This is a genomic window from Bacillus fungorum, assembly GCF_002746455.1.
In the GTDB taxonomy this organism is placed as follows: Bacteria; Bacillota; Bacilli; order Bacillales; family Bacillaceae_G; genus Bacillus_A; species Bacillus_A fungorum.
In genome coordinates, this window is record NZ_NWUW01000008.1 from 131,398 (window position 1) to 148,478 (window position 17,081).

At 31.6% G+C, this 17,081-nt stretch carries 20 protein-coding genes and 4 pseudogenes; 18 read left to right on the forward strand and 6 right to left on the reverse strand.

The window, feature by feature from the left end; translation table 11 throughout:
• Nucleotides 1–90: 90 nt before the first annotated feature.
• The 3 genes from CO726_RS14130 (at nt 91) to CO726_RS14140 (ending at nt 2,917) form a co-directional block, all read left to right on the forward strand.
• Nucleotides 91–1,206, forward strand: a complete 1,116-nt coding sequence (locus tag CO726_RS14130) for an NAD(P)/FAD-dependent oxidoreductase (RefSeq protein ID WP_099684755.1) — start codon at nt 91–93, stop codon at nt 1,204–1,206.
• 217 nt (nt 1,207–1,423) lie between these two features.
• Nucleotides 1,424–1,864 (forward strand): NUDIX hydrolase, encoded by a 441-nt coding sequence (locus CO726_RS14135; protein WP_099684672.1) that lies wholly within the window; start codon nt 1,424–1,426, stop codon nt 1,862–1,864.
• A gap of 384 nt (nt 1,865–2,248) precedes the next feature.
• Nucleotides 2,249–2,917 carry a protein kinase family protein gene (locus CO726_RS14140; RefSeq protein ID WP_136699632.1) on the forward strand — a complete coding sequence of 223 codons (669 nt, stop codon included), beginning with the start codon at nt 2,249–2,251 and terminating at the stop codon, nt 2,915–2,917.
• Nucleotides 2,918–3,262: 345 nt separating this feature from the next.
• Here the strand turns inward: CO726_RS14140 and CO726_RS14145 are convergent, their stop codons facing one another.
• Nucleotides 3,263–3,442, reverse strand: a complete 180-nt coding sequence (locus CO726_RS14145; RefSeq protein ID WP_099684674.1) for a hypothetical protein — start codon at nt 3,440–3,442, stop codon at nt 3,263–3,265.
• 91 nt (nt 3,443–3,533) lie between these two features.
• Entirely contained in the window at nt 3,534–3,791 is a 258-nt protein-coding gene (locus CO726_RS14150; protein WP_099684675.1) for a hypothetical protein, read from the reverse strand.
• A gap of 99 nt (nt 3,792–3,890) precedes the next feature.
• Here CO726_RS14150 and CO726_RS14155 point away from each other — a divergent pair.
• The 3 genes and pseudogenes from CO726_RS14155 to CO726_RS14165 all read left to right on the forward strand — a co-directional run.
• Nucleotides 3,891–4,124 (forward strand): annotated as a pseudogene (locus tag CO726_RS14155) (hypothetical protein); the annotation flags it as partial.
• Between the two features lie 32 nt (nt 4,125–4,156).
• Nucleotides 4,157–4,720: a GNAT family N-acetyltransferase gene (locus CO726_RS14160; protein ID WP_099684676.1), complete on the forward strand. Its 564-nt coding sequence runs from the start codon at nt 4,157–4,159 to the stop codon at nt 4,718–4,720.
• Nucleotides 4,721–4,797: 77 nt separating this feature from the next.
• On the forward strand, nt 4,798–5,178 hold the full coding sequence (locus CO726_RS14165) for a nucleotide excision repair endonuclease (protein ID WP_071719478.1): 381 nt from the start codon (nt 4,798–4,800) through the stop codon (nt 5,176–5,178).
• A gap of 59 nt (nt 5,179–5,237) precedes the next feature.
• Here CO726_RS14165 and CO726_RS14170 read toward each other — a convergent pair whose 3' ends face one another.
• Complete coding sequence (locus tag CO726_RS14170; protein ID WP_099684677.1) at nt 5,238–5,444, reverse strand: hypothetical protein; 207 nt, start codon at nt 5,442–5,444, stop codon at nt 5,238–5,240.
• A 131-nt stretch (nt 5,445–5,575) separates the two neighbouring features.
• Between CO726_RS14170 and CO726_RS14175 the strand changes: the two genes are divergently transcribed.
• The 5 genes and pseudogenes from CO726_RS14175 to CO726_RS14195 all read left to right on the forward strand — a co-directional run.
• A complete protein-coding gene (locus CO726_RS14175) occupies nt 5,576–6,355 on the forward strand; it encodes an undecaprenyl-diphosphate phosphatase (protein WP_099684678.1) in 780 nt (259 codons plus the stop codon).
• Between the two features lie 71 nt (nt 6,356–6,426).
• A complete protein-coding gene (locus CO726_RS14180; protein ID WP_099684679.1) occupies nt 6,427–7,749 on the forward strand; it encodes an NAD(P)-binding protein in 1,323 nt (440 codons plus the stop codon).
• A gap of 63 nt (nt 7,750–7,812) precedes the next feature.
• Entirely contained in the window at nt 7,813–8,340 is a 528-nt protein-coding gene (locus CO726_RS14185; protein ID WP_099684680.1) for a GNAT family N-acetyltransferase, read from the forward strand.
• Between the two features lie 16 nt (nt 8,341–8,356).
• Nucleotides 8,357–8,878 carry a YfiT family bacillithiol transferase gene (locus tag CO726_RS14190; RefSeq protein WP_000999077.1) on the forward strand — a complete coding sequence of 174 codons (522 nt, stop codon included), beginning with the start codon at nt 8,357–8,359 and terminating at the stop codon, nt 8,876–8,878.
• A 1-nt stretch (nt 8,879) separates the two neighbouring features.
• Nucleotides 8,880–9,353 (forward strand): annotated as a pseudogene (locus CO726_RS14195) (GNAT family N-acetyltransferase); the annotation flags it as partial.
• Nucleotides 9,354–9,474: 121 nt separating this feature from the next.
• Here the strand turns inward: CO726_RS14195 and CO726_RS14200 are convergent.
• The gene (locus CO726_RS14200) at nt 9,475–9,852 is read right to left on the reverse strand and encodes a PH domain-containing protein (protein WP_099684682.1); all 378 of its coding nucleotides are present in this window, start codon (nt 9,850–9,852) and stop codon (nt 9,475–9,477) included.
• A 179-nt stretch (nt 9,853–10,031) separates the two neighbouring features.
• Between CO726_RS14200 and CO726_RS14205 the strand changes: the two genes are divergently transcribed.
• From CO726_RS14205 to CO726_RS14235, 6 genes and pseudogenes are all read left to right on the forward strand, one after another.
• Entirely contained in the window at nt 10,032–10,883 is an 852-nt protein-coding gene (locus CO726_RS14205) for a patatin-like phospholipase family protein (RefSeq protein ID WP_099684683.1), read from the forward strand.
• 12 nt (nt 10,884–10,895) lie between these two features.
• Nucleotides 10,896–11,267 (forward strand): YxiJ-like family protein, encoded by a 372-nt coding sequence (locus CO726_RS14210; RefSeq protein WP_099684684.1) that lies wholly within the window; start codon nt 10,896–10,898, stop codon nt 11,265–11,267.
• A gap of 277 nt (nt 11,268–11,544) precedes the next feature.
• Complete coding sequence (locus CO726_RS14220; protein ID WP_099684685.1) at nt 11,545–11,910, forward strand: hypothetical protein; 366 nt, start codon at nt 11,545–11,547, stop codon at nt 11,908–11,910.
• Between the two features lie 63 nt (nt 11,911–11,973).
• Nucleotides 11,974–12,888, forward strand: a pseudogene (locus CO726_RS32435) (alpha/beta hydrolase).
• Between the two features lie 91 nt (nt 12,889–12,979).
• Nucleotides 12,980–13,387 (forward strand): DnaJ family domain-containing protein, encoded by a 408-nt coding sequence (locus CO726_RS32440; protein WP_245916641.1) that lies wholly within the window; start codon nt 12,980–12,982, stop codon nt 13,385–13,387.
• Nucleotides 13,388–13,465: 78 nt separating this feature from the next.
• Nucleotides 13,466–14,281: a YwqG family protein gene (locus CO726_RS14235; RefSeq protein WP_099684687.1), complete on the forward strand. Its 816-nt coding sequence runs from the start codon at nt 13,466–13,468 to the stop codon at nt 14,279–14,281.
• Between the two features lie 722 nt (nt 14,282–15,003).
• Here the strand turns inward: CO726_RS14235 and CO726_RS14240 are convergent.
• Together CO726_RS14240 and CO726_RS14245 are read right to left on the reverse strand one after the other, a co-directional pair.
• Complete coding sequence (locus CO726_RS14240) at nt 15,004–15,399, reverse strand: RidA family protein (RefSeq protein WP_099684688.1); 396 nt, start codon at nt 15,397–15,399, stop codon at nt 15,004–15,006.
• Between the two features lie 136 nt (nt 15,400–15,535).
• Complete coding sequence (locus tag CO726_RS14245) at nt 15,536–16,618, reverse strand: hypothetical protein (RefSeq protein ID WP_099684689.1); 1,083 nt, start codon at nt 16,616–16,618, stop codon at nt 15,536–15,538.
• 182 nt (nt 16,619–16,800) lie between these two features.
• On the opposite strand from CO726_RS14245, the pseudogene CO726_RS14250 reads away from it, so the two are divergent.
• Nucleotides 16,801–17,047: pseudogene (locus CO726_RS14250) on the forward strand (MBL fold metallo-hydrolase); the annotation flags it as partial.
• Between the last annotated feature and the right edge of the window lie 34 nt (nt 17,048–17,081).

Below are 17,081 nucleotides of genomic sequence, written 5' to 3' on the forward strand. Positions count from 1 at the left end.
CGCTTGGCACATTGAAAAAAGAAGTCCTTCCAGTATACTAAGGGATGTTCTTATATTTAAATAATTAGCAAAAGAGAAAAGGTGTTTGAAATGAAATCGTATATTGTAGTTGGAGCTGGTATTTTAGGAGCGTCTACTGCTTATCATCTTGCTAAGGCTGGCGCGAACGTTACTATCGTGGATCGTCAACAAGTAGGTCAAGCAACCGATGCAGCAGCAGGTATTGTCTGTCCATGGCTTTCGCAACGTCGTAATAAAGCATGGTATAAAATCGTTAAAGGCGGTGCACGTTACTATTCTTCGTTAATTCATCAATTAGAAAAAGACGGTGAAACGGATACAGGTTACAACCGTGTAGGTGCAATTAGTTTACATACTGATGAGAAAAAACTAGATCAAATGGAAGAGCGAGCGTATAAACGCCGTGAAGATGCCCCGGAGATTGGTGAAATCACTCGTTTATCAGCTGAAGAAACGAAAAAATTATTCCCAGCATTATCAGATGAATATAGTTCTGTACATATTAGTGGTGCTGCACGAGTAAACGGAAGGTTATTACGTAAAGCATTAATAAGTGCTGCGAAACAACATGGTGCAACTTTTATAAAAGGCGATGCAGTATTAGTCCGTGAAGGTAATCGTATTACGGGAGTTAAAGTAAACGATGAAACAATTTTAGCAGAAAAGGTTATTGTAACTGCAGGCGCATGGGCGAACGAAATCTTAAACCCATTAGGAATTAATTTCTTAGTTACGTTCCAAAAAGGACAAATTGTACATTTGCAAATTGAAAATACAGCAACAGAAAATATGCCAGTTGTTATGCCACCAAATGACCAATACATTTTAACATTTGACAATGGTCATGTCGTAATTGGTGCAACACATGAGAATGATACTGGTTTCGATCACCGGGTAACGGCTGGTGGTTTAAATGAAGTATTCCATAAAGCATTAACAGTTGCACCTGGCTTAGAAAATGCTACCATGCTTGAAACGAGAGTTGGATTCAGACCATTTACGCCAGGATTCTTACCTGTAATTGGCCCGCTTCCTAACTTTGAAGGTATTCTCGTTGCAAACGGATTAGGTGCTTCAGGTTTAACTGCCGGTCCATATTTAGGATCAGAACTTGCTAAATTAGCGTTGGGACAACCAATTGAATTAGATTTAAATGATTATGACGTTGCTGGGGCAATTGAATAACATGGGGTACTGCTAACATTTGGAAAAAATCTACACTAAGCAAATTCAACAGTAAATAAGCAGGCTTTTCCTCCGTTAGGTGTTAGCCTGTTTATGAAAAATAAAATCCTTTAAAAATGAGGGCCGCCACCATAAACCTGCATTATTCATGTAGAATTGTGATGTCGGCTCTTTATTCATATTTATTTAAAGCTTATTTTGGGGAGGAGGTTAAGCAATGAGAGCACCATATCAAGTGTTGATATTTCCTTATATAAAAACTGACGATTCTATTCAATATGCCATTTTTAACCGAAGTGATTATGGTTATTGGCAAGGAATAGCTGGTGGTGGAGAATACGGTGAGATTCCTATTGAATCAGCAAAACGGGAAGCGTTTGAAGAAGCTGGTATTACAAGAGAATGTCCATATATACAATTAGATTCTGTGTCTTCACTACCAGTAGAGGATGTAGTTGGAGGATTCCTTTGGGGAGAAGACGTTTATGTAATAAAAGAATTTTCTTTTGGAGTTAAAGTCCCTACAAAAAACATCTTATTATCTAAAGAACACTTTAATTATAAATGGTTATGCTTTGAGGAAGCAGTAAAGCTTTTGAAATGGGATAGCAACAAAACAGCATTGTGGGAATTAAACAAAAGACTATTAAAACAATAAAAGTGTTAGCTAACAAAGATAGTAGTGGAACAAGAATTGAACAATTAAAAAACCCTTGCTACACTGCATTTGTAGCAAGGGTTTTTTCTTAGTGTCGCTTTTTTTTAAATCAAATATGGGTTTGGCATGGCCAATGAACTAAGAGAATCTGCATTAAGAAAAGCCCTATACAGTTGCCTCTGAAAAAATGAAAATAGTTAGAAATATTTTTATGTTGTACGGTTTTTGACTATGAATAGCAGAATACATATTAAGTATTCAACGGTTCAAATAGAACGAGTCATCTTTTTATTTTAAGAAGAAAGATGACTCGTTTTATGCTAAAATTCGCTTAGTGTATATTTTCGTTAAAATGTGGGTAGGCCCCCTTTTAGCAAAACCGGAGTGGAAATGATGAGTATAAATAGTTTTGTGGGATTGATAAAGAACGAATTATTAAAAGAGGTAAGCATAAGAAGTGAGGATGAATTTGAGCCTGTAGTAGTTAAACATATTCCTAGACTTTGGAAGTGTTTAGGGACAGGTAATTATGCCGCAGTATTCATGCACAGAGAATACAAAGATTGGGTAGTGAAAGTTTACGCGCGAGAAGGAGAAGGAATTGAAAAAGAGTCAGAAGTATACCGAAGAATTGGAAATCATCCTTCTTATTCAAAGCTTATATATAAAGGGAAAAATTTCATAGTATTGAAACGTTTAAAAGAAATTACCTTATACGACGCTATTCATAAGGGGATTAAAATTCCTAAGCAGGTAATACTTGATATCAATGAGGCTTTAGAGTATGCGAGGGAACAAGGATTAACTCCTTGTGATGTTCATGGGAAAAATGTGATGATGGAAAAAGGAAGGGGATATGTGGTCGATGTATCTGATTTCTTAAAAACAAAAGAAGATAGTAAGTGGAGAGACCTAGAAAAGGCATATTTTACATTTTATTTGCCTATCATTTATAAATTGCCTTTCCCTGTTAAAATACCGTATTTTATGTTAAATATTGTTAGACGTTCGTATAGAAAATATAAGAAGCTTAAAAAGAAATTCAAATTATAAAAAGATCACATACTTATCTTTAGGTTAAATAAGTGAACCAATAGTAAACAAAAGTACCGTACATTTTAGATATGTCTAATATGTACGGTACTAATTTTATAACTTCATGAAGTAATCAGTTGAACAAATGGGTGTCCCGCTACATCGCCATAAACTTAAGAAATGCATTGTTCCCAAAAACGAGTTGAATTCACATAAATTACTATAGAAAAATTAAAAATTTTGTTTAGGGGTTACTTCAAGACCTTAGCTTGCTGGGCATGTGGTGCTACCCAAAAATATAAAAAGATTAGGAGTGAATCTTAATCTTTTTATTTATACATATTTTTGTTAGTTATATCACTATCAATTCCAAAACGGGATATTTTGAATAAATGAAACCGTCAAAATAAGTGTTGATGCGGAACCAGCAGTTACTAAAGTTACTATTTTTCGTCCATTCTGTTCTTTTGAAGGTTTTTTAAGTTCTGTAATTAACACACTCCATATTATGATAGAGACTATTGAAATAATATTTATAGACATATGTAACACATCCCTTCTTGTTTTTACATAAATATTTCTTCTTTTATAAAATAAAAGCAATTTAACAAGAAAATATGTACCGCATTAAAAATCAATATTGTTCTGTTAAACCACCTTTTTTAAATAGAAATACGACTGATAAAACGATAACAACAGCCTTCAAACTGCCCCAATATGGATAAATAACATGATCTGTTAGATTAGCATGTTGAAAAATGTTCTCTAAATCAAAAATCCCAATAATGACTGCTAAAAGAAAAGCGGCTTTTCCAATAGCCGTATTACGATAGAGGGTAAATAAATATAGTGCAAATATAAGTGGTAAGATGATCTGTAGTAAAAGTGTCATAAGTAGCCCCCTAGTTTATTTATAATTATATTATATACATAATTGTAATAAAAAGGAATGCGACTCATTTGATACTAACAGAACTACTCTAATCATATCTTTTTAAAATTAAAGAGGCGAATTTGGATTGTTTCCTTTTCAGCCACTTATCTACTTATAGGTATTATGATCGTTCTCGATGTTTTCCGCTTTCCGGTACTTGGTCCTGCTGTGCATACAACTATGGATATAAAAATTATTTTATCAATATTTATAATGAGCTTTCTATACTGTTGGATTTATGCAGGTTTTTGCAGAATAATGATGAATAGATTATATAAAGTGTTGTATTGACAATGGCATAATGAGGATTGGAGAATGCATTCATGACTAACGTTGCAGTTAGAAGACCGAATTTGAATGATGTAGATGAACTATATTTGTTTTTTCGTATCGTTATTACGAATACATACAAAAATGAAGGATTATCACAACTATTGGATGACATAGAAAATGAAATTAACTCGAAAAAGCGATATTTGAAAAATGATTTTGATAGTAATGGAGAAAATCGTTACTTTTTATTAGCGATAGATACAAATAATGATAAAATCATTGGAACAATTGAAGTTGGTCCAGCAAGTACATTGATTAATAATTGTACAGGCGGCGCACTTAAAGAGTTGTATGAAATAGGAACTGTATTTATACTTCCAGAGTATCAAAGAAAGGGTATAGGGAGTTTACTACTAAATACAATGTTTCTTACGTTACTTAGCAGAGGAATAACTGAATACTGTTTAGATAGTGGATACAAAAAAGCGCAAAGTATATGGACGAAGAAGTTTGGAGAGCCTAGTTATGTACTGAAGTATTATTGGGGAGAATCAAGTGATCATATGATTCGGAAGAAAAGTTTACATGATATACCTATAATATTTGAATTATAAAATGAAATATGCCTCTGAACATAGCTTTTCTTACATATGTATGCTATTATTTATCTTTATAATAAAAGAGGACGTGAATGAACTTGATTAAAATTAATATTCCTGAAGCTGATGTTTCAATTACTGAACGTAAACAAGTTATTAAAGGAGACGAGCCAATCATTACTCCAATTAATGGATTTATCGATTTCCATTTGTTCCCTAGAGATAAAGGCGGCATTTTTATGTTTTACAATATTAATGACGAACTTCTTTTCGTAGGTAAAGCTCGTAAAATTAGACAACGTATTAAGAAGCATTTTGAAGATAATGTTTCACCAATTAAAAATCACCGTGATGAAGTATACCGCATTGATGCATGTATCGTAGAAGATCCAACAGAAAGAGAAATTTACGAAACATATATCATTAATGAATACAAAGCAAAATATAACATTGATAAAGTATTCTATAAATAAGTAACAAAAAAACAATCCTAGTACAAATATTGGGATTGTTTTTTTTATTTTATTTAGATTTAGTCTTCATATTTTTCTCCTTTTTTTAAATGATTAGCAACAACAAAACAGATTACACCTATACATATAAGTACAATACCAAGCGTTTTATGTTTTCTCTCAAAGAAAGGAATATCTGAAATAACATTTGTCATACATAGTCCTAAAAATACAAGGATAGGGCCCACCCAAAGTAATACATTACCGAATTTTGTGTGCTTCCACATAATAACCCTCCTCAATCCTCTTTACATATATATCCATAAATTAAAAGTAAATTCATAGAGAATATAGTTTTTTTCATATCGAAAATTTAACCCTCATATATTGGTACAAGCAAAAGAGAAAGGAGACCATCATGAATTGGTTAGAAGCTTTCATATTAGGTATAATTCAAGGTTTAACAGAATTTTTACCAATCAGTAGTACCGGACATCTTTATTTAGGAAGGCATTTGTTCCAGTTGGATGAAGCTGGCTTATTTTTAGATACGATGCTGCATATCGGGACTTTGCTTGCGGTGTTTATTTATTACAAAAAAGAATTTATATATTTAATTAAAAATCCATTTTCAAAACTTATGTTACTACTTATTGTCGGAACGATACCCGCAGTTGTAATCGGATTATTATTTAAAGACTTCTTTGAAGATATTTCAAAAACCGGTATCACGATTGGTTGGGAGTTTTTAGTGACAGGATTCTTTCTCTACATGGCAGATAAACAAAAGAATGGTCGTAAAAAAATGGACGACATTACATATAAAGATGCATTTATTATCGGTTCATTTCAAGCGGCTGCTATTTTTCCGGCAATTTCTCGTTCTGGAATGACTATCGTGGCTGCATTATGGAGGAAGCTAGACCGCGAAACTGCTGCTTACTTTTCTTTTTTATTATCAACTCCAGCCATTGCCGGAGCTATCATTTTGCACTTTGCAGATGTTTTTCAAGGGAAAGCAGAATCTATTTCTAGCACATCTTTAATTGTCGGAACGTTATCAGCTGCGTTTTTCGGTTACATAGCCGTTTCATGGATGATTCAATATTTAAAACGTCATTCTTTAAAAGTATTCGCTTATTACGTATGGGGATTAGGCATTTTAATTTTAACATTGCAATTTACTCATGTGTTTTAATTTAGTAACTATTCGCTTAGATCCTGTTTCATTCATACAAGGCAGGGTCTTTTTTCATTAAGGGGGAAAATATGTTTAATAAGGCTATCGTTATTGGCGGAAGTATAGCAGGAAAACTGGCAGCGAAAGCATTATCAACTTCTTTTAAAGAAGTAATCATTATAGAAGCTGGCGAAAAATGGGATGGAAAAGTTTCCAGAAAAAGAGTTCCACAAAGTAATCATCCTCATGTGTTATTAAAAGGGGGAGGAAACGCAATTGAAAAATTGTTTCCTAATATTACGAACGAATTAATAGAAGCAGGTAGTATCGTAAATAACTTTACTCGCGATTTAAAATGGCATCAATTTGGTTTATGGAAACAGCCATTCATAGGAGAAGTACATATGATTCAGCAAAGTAGGTTTTTGCTTGAATGGCATATTCAAAAACGAATACATCAAATTTCAAATATCACCAGTAAATTTGGAACACTGGTTGAAGGATTATTAGTAGATGAAAAGATTAACAAAGTATGTGGAGTAAAAGCTAAATGTTTAGAGACAGGCACACAAGAAGAAATGCAAGCAGATATTGTTGTTGATGCAAGTGGATTTAGTTCAAAAAGCATAGCGTGGTTACGTGAATACAATATCGAAGTGCAAGAAGAGAAAGTACGTATTGATTTATTTTACGCAACTAGAATGTTTAAACTTAAAGAAAATGAGGAATTAGACTGTTGTAATATGCTAATGTCTCCAAGTTTCCCTGACAATCCGTATGGCGTTCTTATTCAAACGATTGAGGATAATCGTTATTTTGTTACTTTCAGCGGATATGCAAATGAGAAAGCACCACAAACAGATGAGGAATTTTATAATTTTGCTGAATGCCTATCAATATCCAATGTTACAGATTTCCTTAACAAAGCAGAAGCAATTTCAGAAATCAAAACGTACAAAATTCCGTATCAAGTACGTCGACGATTTGATTTAGTGAATAATCTACCCGAAAGATTATTAGTAGTTGGGGATGCGCATTGTCGTTTTGATCCTGTTTTCGGGCAAGGTGTTTCAGTTGCTGCTATGGAAGCTCACCAGTTGCAGTTGCTTTTACAAAGGAGACAAAAGCTTGATAAAGCATTTACACAGCAATTTTATAAAAAGACCGCTACTATAATTCAAACTCCTTGGGAAATGACTATAACGGAAATATCACGTCATCCGCAGCTAAAAAGAGAATTAACGATAAAGCAAAAATTTCAGCTCTGGTATACGAAACAAATCTATCAACTATCTGCAAGTGACTCTGACGTTTATATTCGATTAGTAAGAGTGATGAATTTAATTCGTAGTCCATTTCACCTATTTCATCCGAAAGTGCTACTTGTTGTGTTACTGAAACGAAAGAAATAGCAGGAAAATAGTTGATTAAAAAAGAATATATAACAGTTAGTAGATATAGAAGGAGTAATTGAGATGAAAATATACATAGAACAATTAAAGAAACACGATGCTAAGGATTTATTTACGTTTGAACTTACGAATAAGTCTTTTTTTGAAACAATGGTACCCAATCGTGGCTCGCAATATTTTGATTTTGAATATTTTCAAAAACTACTAGACGATTTATTAATAGAACAGGCAGATGGAGAATCTTATTTTTATTTAATTCGTAATGAAGAAAATGAAATTGTAGGACGAATAAATTTAGTAGATATAGATTCGGAAACTCGAATCAGTTCGCTAGGTTATCGGGTCGGAGAAAAGTTTACTAAAAAAGGAGTTGCAACAGCAGCCGTAAAATTAATTTTAGACGTAGCGAAAAATAATGAAATTAATGAGGTTTATGCTAAAACAACTACTAATAATCTTGCATCGCAAATTGTACTAGAAAAAAGCGGATTTTCTTCTTATCAAAACGAAACAGATACAACATCTGTACAATTAAATGGAGAGCATGTGAATTTTGTACATTATATTTGGAGAAATACTTCGCGCTTATAATAAGGGGGACTTATTCATGAATGATTTACGTTATCCAATTGGGCAATTTACATACAAACGTCCTATAACTGAAGAAATGATAGATACATGGATTCAAGAAATTGAAGATTTACCTAATGAACTAACGAAGGCTATCAAAGATTTAGATCAGAAGCAGTTAGACACACCGTACCGCGTTGGTGGATGGACGGTTCGTCAAGTAGTTCATCACGTTGTTGATAGCCACATGAATAGCTACATACGCTTTAAATTAGCACTAACAGAAAAGAATCCAACGATTAAACCATATAAAGAAGAAAAGTGGGCAGAATTACCTGATTCTAAATTACCAGTAGATGTTTCACTAGTAATGTTAGAGTCATTACATAAAAGATGGGTTAACCTTTTATATTCTTTAGAACTTGAAGATTTAGAAAAGACATTTAACCATCCAGAGACTGGTGAAACAAAACTTGCTGCTGCAATAGGACTATACGCATGGCACGGACGTCATCATACAGCTCATATAACTTCATTAAGAAAGCGACTAAATTGGTAACATGGATATTACATTAGAGAAGGCGACAGAATCTGATGCAGCAGTTTTATTTCAAATGCAAATAGACTCATTTAGCCCTTTATTAAATAAATATAAAGATTATGAAACAAACCCAGCAAATGAATCTATTGAAAAAACTATATTTAGAATAAATAATCCCAGCAGTAACTTTTATAAGATGATAATAGATTCGAACTTTGTTGGAGCGATATGTATATCCCAAAAAGAAATACCTTATAAATTTTGGATCAGTCCAATGTTCATTCATCCAATCTATCAAGGAAAAGGAATCGCTCAAAAAGTACTCATTTTAATTGAAGAGATGTTTCCAGAAGTACGGAGTTTTGAACTTGCTACGATTTTAGAAGAAGAGAGAAATTGTTTTCTATATGAAAAAATGGGGTATAAAAGAACAGAAGTTATAAAGAAACTAAATGATAAAACTACACTGATTTATTACAAAAAAGAAAGGTAAAGCATTTGAAATACGCTTTACCTTTTTATGTTATTTAAGATTAAATATACAAAATTAATGTATATACTTCCAAAATATTCGGGTTAGTAATTTTTAAAATGAATAAATATACAAAAAATCGTTATTCCGTCGTATATGTTACCAATGCTTTTTGAATGCTTAAAACACTATCGTCACCTTTAAATTCTTTCGTAATTGGCGTGCTCAAACTAGATACCCAAATTTTAAGTTCAGCATCTAAATCAAAATGCCCAGCTGTTTCAACGCTGAATTGTGTAATACTTTTATAAGGGATAGAATGGTATTCTGTTTTTTTACCTGATATCCCTTGTTTATCTACTAAAATAAGACGACGGTTTGTAAATACGATTAAATCACGAATTAATCTATAAGCATGTTCAACTTTTTCATCGTCTAACATAATCTTCTCTAAATCACGTTCTACACTTTCTGTACTCGCATTTGATGCATTTCCTAAAATACCGCTAAATAAACCCATAGGAAATTCCTCCTCCATTATTTGTGGATTGTGTTACTTATATTGTACCATGCTATTTACTAAGAAATTATGACATTACTTTAGTAGTTTCTGGTTATTGTTGCAATTCATTTACATAACCTCATCTTAATATCTTGTGCTAATATGTAAGTAAGAAAAAAGAAGCAGAGGGATATAGCATGAAAAATATCGGTTTAGTATTAGAAGGCGGAGGAATGAAAGGTTTATATACTGCAGGCGTACTCGAATATTTTATGGAAAAGAAATTATTCTTTCCGTATGTAGTCGGCGTATCCGCTGGAGCCTGTATGGGTGCAACTTATTTATCACGTCAAAAAGGGAGAAATAAAAAAGTAAATACAGAGCTAGTGTCAGATCACCGATATATATCTTATCGAAATTTGATTAGAAAACGTGAATTATTCGGAATGGACTTTTTATTTGATGAAGTACCTAATAAAATTGTTCCATTTGATTTTCAAACTTTCTTAAATTCAAATGAACAGTTTGTTATAGGAACGACTGATTGCGAAACAGGACAAGTTGTTTATTATAATAAAACAGAACATGGAAATGATATTTTAAAAATCATTCGTGCATCTAGCTCTGTTCCATTTATAGCGCCTGCTGTAGAATATGATAATCGAAAATTGTTAGATGGAGGGATTATAGATCCTATACCGGTTTTGAAAGCTCAAACTGATGGTTATGAAAAGAACGTTGTTATTATGACAAAGTCAGAAGGATATGAGAAGCAGCGAAATAAATTTTCAGGCCTGGCTAAAATTTTATATAGGAAATATCCGAATATCGCACAATCTTTAGTAGAACATTATCGTTTTTATAATGAGACGATATCTTATATGAATCAAATAGAACAAAAAGACAACTTTTATGTCATTCAACCAAGTGTACAACTTCCTATAAGCGGTATAGAGAGAAATAAAGAAAAACTCGTTAATTTATATAATCTTGGGTATGCAGATGCTCAATATCATTATGAAAACTTATTAAATTGGCTGGAGAAATAGAGGGGTAAAAAGTTGAAATTAGGAAAAAGGGTTATTTTTAATGAATTGCAGAAAATGCATAGTCCACTGCATAAACCGTTTCCGAATTGTGACATTCGAAAAATACGAAAAGATTTTAATAATATGTTTACAGAAGATGATTGTATAAGCGCTGATTTAAATTATTATTGGATGCATACAGCAGGTACTTTAAGTTACGTGCTTAATAACAATGAACAGGAAATTGTGTTTAATCAAATAAAGTGGCTAAGGAAATCGTTTTTCGAGTGGTTTCCACAATATCGTTTTCTAGAAACTGAAATTGTTAAGTATCCCATTTTGTATAGAGATTTCATGAATTATGAAAAGACCCGAAAGCTATTACTTTATTACCTTACTGAATAAAAGCAAAAACGCACAGGTTACATTACATGTGCGTTTTTTGTTCATAAAAAATACAAAATTTATACCTTGTTTATATAGGGATTTTAATGTGAACAAAGAAGTACATATAGAATGCTGTAAGGGAGGAAGAGGCGTTTAGTGACCGTTTTCCTTTAATTTATTGTCCAACTCGAATATAGTTAGTTATTTATGTTAAAATATTTCGAGTAAAATTAAGTACTCATTTTATCAAACATTAAACAAAATAAGTCAGAAAAATAGAAGGGACAACGTTAACATGGAAAACGTATCAAATATAGATAAATCGGAATCAATAAAATCTTTACAATCGACTATTTGTAAATTTGAAAATGCACTATCACAAATGACTCAAAAAGGTGCCAATACTACATTAGTGAAAAAACGACTTAAAGCTGTTTGCATAGGGTTAGCAGTACTAGAAAACGTTTGGAATCAAAGAAGTCACCAGTATGGCCAAGAAGAGCTAGCAGAAGCTCGTAATATCCTTGCTGGTTTGCTCCCATCAATAGAGAAGGCCTATGATAAGTCTAAAGCTGGAAGTCCTCAAAGAACACTTTTAACAAGACGGATAAAAGCGTTGGAACTTTCTATTCAAGCAATTAATAAACTTTCTAATAAATAACTTAAATAGATACATAACATCCTAAAGCAATTTTTATATAGGTAATACAGAGGAGGAAAAGGGGTGACTTCAATAATTAGTCCTAAGTTAGAGGAGTTTATTAATCAATTGAAAAATGGAAACGAGAAAGCTTTGTATACTTTTTTTGCATGAGATAAAGTTAAATTCAACTTATTATTTTACAGTAAATGATTTTTTCGAAAATAATTGGATAAAGCGTAGTGAACAGTATCGATTAGACCAATTTAATGAAAATACCTTTGGAGAAGGTACCAATAAAGCGTCTGTGTTAAAAATAGGTATGGATGTGCAGTATAGCAGTCGTTTTCCTTCAAATCATTATCCATCTGGTAGAATTGAAACATATTCTTTTCATAGTTCGATTTTAAATAACACACGTAAAATTTATATTTATACGCCTCATGATTATTCTCACACTTCACATCTTCAAGAACTTCTCATTGTATTTGATGGAAATTCATTCATAACCTTTCAATCGCAAAAACACTTAATTATTTAATTTACGAAAAAGAAATCCCATCTTGTATTGCTGTTGCTATAGATCCTGTTGATCGATTAGAAGAGCTAACTTATAACGATAAAATGAATACATTTTTAACGAAGGAATTACTTCCGTGGATTCAAGCTAAGTATCACGTATATCAAGAAAAGAATTATACAACAATTGCTGGTTTCAGTCTTGATGGCTTAGCAGCTTTTTATGCAGCACTTCAAAATCCGCATATTTTTGGGAATGTGTTGTCAATGTCTGGATCCGTACATTGGAAAAAGGATGATTATGAAAATACAATTCCTTGGATTGAAAATCAAATTTCATCAATAGATTTTAATGCGACTCATCTCTATTATTACATAGCAGTAGGTACACTTGAAAACGAACCCCTTTTAACGGCTAATAGACGTCTATATAAAGCTTTAGAAGAAAAGAAACGCCCAAAAGTTCCGAGGCGGTCATGATAGCGTGTGGTGGCGAGAAAAGCTATTCGATGGATTAAGGGCATTGGAATTTACAAAAACGACACTAAAAAATAAAAAGGAGAGAGAATCTATGAAGCAAGAAGAACTAGATAAAAAACTAAAAAAGCAAGAGATTTTAGTAAAAGATGAGAAAGTTTGGTCCTTTACGTATGAGGATCATATTAGTTCTATCGTTAAAGAAGCAGAAAAGAAAGGGTCTTTTGATAATTTACCTGGTAAAGGGAAACCTCTTAATCTTGATAAAGACCTTTCGTACAATCCTGAAAAGCAATTGTATAGAACTTTGAAAAATAATCATGTTTTACCTAGGTGGATTGGACTTTCAAAGGAAATTGATGATTTAAAAGAAAGACTACAAGAAAATACAAATACTGCAGAAGCAGCGGATTTAACTCGAACTATTAATAAAAAGGTTTTAGAACATAATTTACTTTGTCCACCAAGTGCGCAAAAAACGAGGGTGAAAACAGACTTTTAACAATTTTCAATGAAGCTATCTCTTGCTATATAATTAAGTAAGGCATTTTCAATTCATTATGAAAGGGAGGCAAATGTGATGAAGAACACGTTTCAACTTCAAATTCCGAAAGAACTAGAGCAGTATCGTAGTATTTTAGAAGAAAGTGTAAAACCGTATATTAAGGTGTCTGGAACATTAGCTGAGACAACTCTTTTTGAAAGTAAATTTGGTGGTTATCCTTATTTACCTATAGATCAAGAGCATCCGAAAGATTCAAATGGACAACCTATGATGTTACTTGCGCAACTAAACTTTGAAGAAATGCCGCATGTTGAATATATGCCACAAAAGGGAATGTTACAGTTTTTCGTAAGTGCTGAGGATGAGCTTTTCGGAGCAGATTTTGACCATCCAACAATCCAAGAAGACTTTCGAATTATTTATCATTCTACAATTATAGAAGATTTAAATAAGGTTATTACTGATTTTAGTTATTTAAACACTTTAGAATTAGAGGACTTTATCATACCTGAAGCAGCGAAATTAAAGTTTGAATTAGGTTATCAACCCGTAACATCAAGAGATTATCGATTTGAGCAGATTTTTAGCGATAACATTGATTGGGAAGAAATCGTTGATGAAGAAAATAATACAGAATTAGGCGAACTGTATGATGACTTATGTGAAGATCAAGGACATAAAATTGGTGGATATCCATTTTTCACACAGACAGATCCAAGGGAATGGGAAGAAAAATACCAGGAACATGATATATTATTGCTACAAATCGATACAGATGATTCATTAAATATTATGTGGGGAGATTCTGGTGTTGCTAATTTCTTTATAAAAAAAGATGATTTGTTAAATCTAGATTTTTCCAATGTTATTTACAACTGGGATTGCTACTAAAAAGGTACAAATAACATAATAGCAAGCTAAAAAATCTTCCTGAAGGTGAGGGAGATTTTTTTACGTTAAAAATAAACGTTATGTTAACTAGAATGAAGGATGATAAGTACAATAAAAGTCAAGCGTAAATAACAGAAATAACAACAAATAATCTAAAGTTATAAAACGTGTGTGAATAGCAATATAAATTCATTAAGTAAAACATAAAATGAATTTAATAATTTATATTTTGTATAGAAATAATTTTTCTGTATAAAAAATTTCTTGTCGATCAAAAATATTTTTGATTCGTTAAAGCTTAATTAATAATCGTTTAAAATTTGCTTTGATGGATTTATAGCAAAATAAATGATAAAAACTGTAGAAATTCGTTTAGATAAGATTTTGTGTGAATCTCACTAAAAATCCCCGTCCTGTCTCATTAAGTATAGTTTACTTGGTTTTTGATACCTGGTATTGCTTTGTTTCTATAACTACCTATAATATATATTATGTTAACTGTAAAAAGTAATAAACTTATTAAGTATTAGTTGTAGTTGTTATGATCCCCTTTTCCACCGAATTAGTAATGTGTAACTGATTGTGTAGTTAGTTGTTTTATACGCTATTGATAATAATATTTTTGGATATAAATTAGATTTTAAATAATAAAAAATACAATTCGTTTAAAATGAATGCGTTAAACGAATTGTATTGATATGATTACGAATAAGTTTTTAAAATTAGTTTGCTACAGCAATTGCTTCGATTTCAATTAATAAGTTATCGTTAATTAACTTTCTAACTTCTACAGCTGAACTTGCTGGTGGATTTTTAGTATCAATGTATTGGTCTCGTATATCTCTAACAATGGCCATTTGAGAAATATCTGTTAAGAAAAATGTTAATTTTACTACATCATTAAAGTTTAAATTTGAAGTTTTTAATGCACATTTAATATTTTCGAAAACTTGTCGTGTTTGTGTAGCTAAATCACCAATGCCGACTATTTTACCATCAGTGTTAATCGCTACTTGTCCAGATATGTAAATTGTTCGTTTAGCGTTACTAACTTCGACTACATGCGAGTATCCAAAAGTTGGTGGCATCGTTTCTGGATTGATAAATTTCTTTTGCATAGCTCTTCTCCCCTTTAAATAGCTTATTTTCTTCATATTAGGTTTTAATTTCAGACTATCCCCTATTTACTAATAATTATTTATCCATTTAGCTGCTACATTTGTAAAAGTATATTAACACTTTAATTTAAAGTTATTAATGAATTATGTACGTTTGATTTTCTTGTGCGCTTGTTATAATTACACCTTGTTTTATTAATTCTTCAGTTACTTTTGTATAGAAAAAGTGATACCACCAAATAAAAAACTCTTCATAAGTTATTTCTTTTGAGTATCTGCTGCTGGCAAAGTATTGTTTTAAAGGTTTATCGTATTCTTTAAATAATGAGACTAAATCTTTACTGATTGTGTTTGCAATTTCGTTAAGCGTAGATAAGTCTTTTCTTTTAAACACTGGGATAATAGGTTGTGAATTTTGATATAAGCCTAATTTTTCATAAACTACATTTAAATTTAAATCTATTTGTCTATCTGCTGCTACGAAACCTTTTACTAATTGCTTTTTCTTATAATTAATATCAGTATTAGTGTTTTGAAAATATTCTTCAAATATTTCGTTATTTGCTGTTATTAAATTTAATGTTGAATATCGAGAATTTCCATAAAGACCAATTTGAACTTCTCCTAAATCTAAATACGTATTACCATACATCCCGAAAGCCTCTATATCTGCTAGTTCTTGTTCTTGAATAGCATAATAATATCTTTTCTTATTTCTTAAAGGTCGTTTCTTTTTTAAATAGTTTTCTTCAATGTAATTTATTTGTCCAAAATCTAATAACACACCACTATACAGTAAAAGACTATACGATTCTTTAGATAAATGATTAAACGTGTCGATTCTTTTTGAAATAGCTTCAATATGAATTGAATAATTTTTAATAATCTTAAGTGTTGGTTTAATTAGAGGTTCACAAAGGTTATAAAGTTTTTCTCCTTCAAAAGCTGTTATAACCATACACGTTGGAAAATAGCTTCCTTCTGTTTTTTTTAATAAACCTTCTACTTCTAATGAATTAACATGATCTTCAAACTCCTCATTCGTCCAACTTAGCATTGTTTTTATAACATTTGACTCAAAACCAAGATGAAGCATTACAAGTAAATATTGAAGTTTCGTCCCTTTTATTTTTATAGATGGCGAATTATCTCCAGATGAAATCATTTTAGTTTCATAAGATGTATGTAATATATTCTCCGGACTATTATTAGTGAGCATTTCATATTCCCTCCCTGACTAATAAATTCATTGTAAAATCTATGTATTTACTAAGTTCTATTAACGAAAATAAGTATCCTCTAATAATCTCAAATTAAAAATCTTAGCATAGATATACTAAGGTTTTTTGCATTTTTATAATGAATGAATTCTTTCATAGTCTTTTTTAAATTGATTATCATTTTGATTCGAGGTGGTCTGCGATTCATATGTTGCCTGAAGAAACTGTACAAGCTCATATTGATGTAAAAGGAGAATTACTTCTTCCAATTTCACTGGGGTGCTTTTACATTAGCGTTACACGAATGGAGTGACCCGATAGAACGTGTTACGAAAGAAGCTAACCGTTTAGGAGTTAAAATTACAAGGCCTCAAATTGGCGAATCTATTGCGTTAAAATCTACAGACTATCCTAGGTATGCTTGGTAGCAAAAAGTCTAATTATAATAAAAAGCGAATCTGT

Bases quoted from the DNA above. Each gene is read 5' to 3' on its own strand.
- CO726_RS14130 (WP_099684755.1), top strand. From the start codon at position 91: ATGAAATCGTATATTGTAGTTGGAGCTGGTATTTTAGGAGCGTCTACT.
- CO726_RS14135 (WP_099684672.1), top strand. From the start codon at position 1,424: ATGAGAGCACCATATCAAGTGTTGATATTTCCTTATATAAAAACTGAC.
- CO726_RS14145 (WP_099684674.1), bottom strand. From the start codon at position 3,442: ATGTCTATAAATATTATTTCAATAGTCTCTATCATAATATGGAGTGTG.
- CO726_RS14150 (WP_099684675.1), bottom strand. From the start codon at position 3,791: ATGACACTTTTACTACAGATCATCTTACCACTTATATTTGCACTATAT.
- CO726_RS14160 (WP_099684676.1), top strand. From the start codon at position 4,157: ATGACTAACGTTGCAGTTAGAAGACCGAATTTGAATGATGTAGATGAA.
- CO726_RS14165 (WP_071719478.1), top strand. From the start codon at position 4,798: ATGAACTTGATTAAAATTAATATTCCTGAAGCTGATGTTTCAATTACT.
- CO726_RS14170 (WP_099684677.1), bottom strand. From the start codon at position 5,444: ATGTGGAAGCACACAAAATTCGGTAATGTATTACTTTGGGTGGGCCCT.
- CO726_RS14175 (WP_099684678.1), top strand. From the start codon at position 5,576: ATGAATTGGTTAGAAGCTTTCATATTAGGTATAATTCAAGGTTTAACA.
- CO726_RS14180 (WP_099684679.1), top strand. From the start codon at position 6,427: ATGTTTAATAAGGCTATCGTTATTGGCGGAAGTATAGCAGGAAAACTG.
- CO726_RS14185 (WP_099684680.1), top strand. From the start codon at position 7,813: ATGAAAATATACATAGAACAATTAAAGAAACACGATGCTAAGGATTTA.
- CO726_RS14190 (WP_000999077.1), top strand. From the start codon at position 8,357: ATGAATGATTTACGTTATCCAATTGGGCAATTTACATACAAACGTCCT.
- CO726_RS14200 (WP_099684682.1), bottom strand. From the start codon at position 9,852: ATGGGTTTATTTAGCGGTATTTTAGGAAATGCATCAAATGCGAGTACA.
- CO726_RS14205 (WP_099684683.1), top strand. From the start codon at position 10,032: ATGAAAAATATCGGTTTAGTATTAGAAGGCGGAGGAATGAAAGGTTTA.
- CO726_RS14220 (WP_099684685.1), top strand. From the start codon at position 11,545: ATGGAAAACGTATCAAATATAGATAAATCGGAATCAATAAAATCTTTA.
- CO726_RS32440 (WP_245916641.1), top strand. From the start codon at position 12,980: ATGAAGCAAGAAGAACTAGATAAAAAACTAAAAAAGCAAGAGATTTTA.
- CO726_RS14235 (WP_099684687.1), top strand. From the start codon at position 13,466: ATGAAGAACACGTTTCAACTTCAAATTCCGAAAGAACTAGAGCAGTAT.
- CO726_RS14240 (WP_099684688.1), bottom strand. From the start codon at position 15,399: ATGCAAAAGAAATTTATCAATCCAGAAACGATGCCACCAACTTTTGGA.
- CO726_RS14245 (WP_099684689.1), bottom strand. From the start codon at position 16,618: ATGCTCACTAATAATAGTCCGGAGAATATATTACATACATCTTATGAA.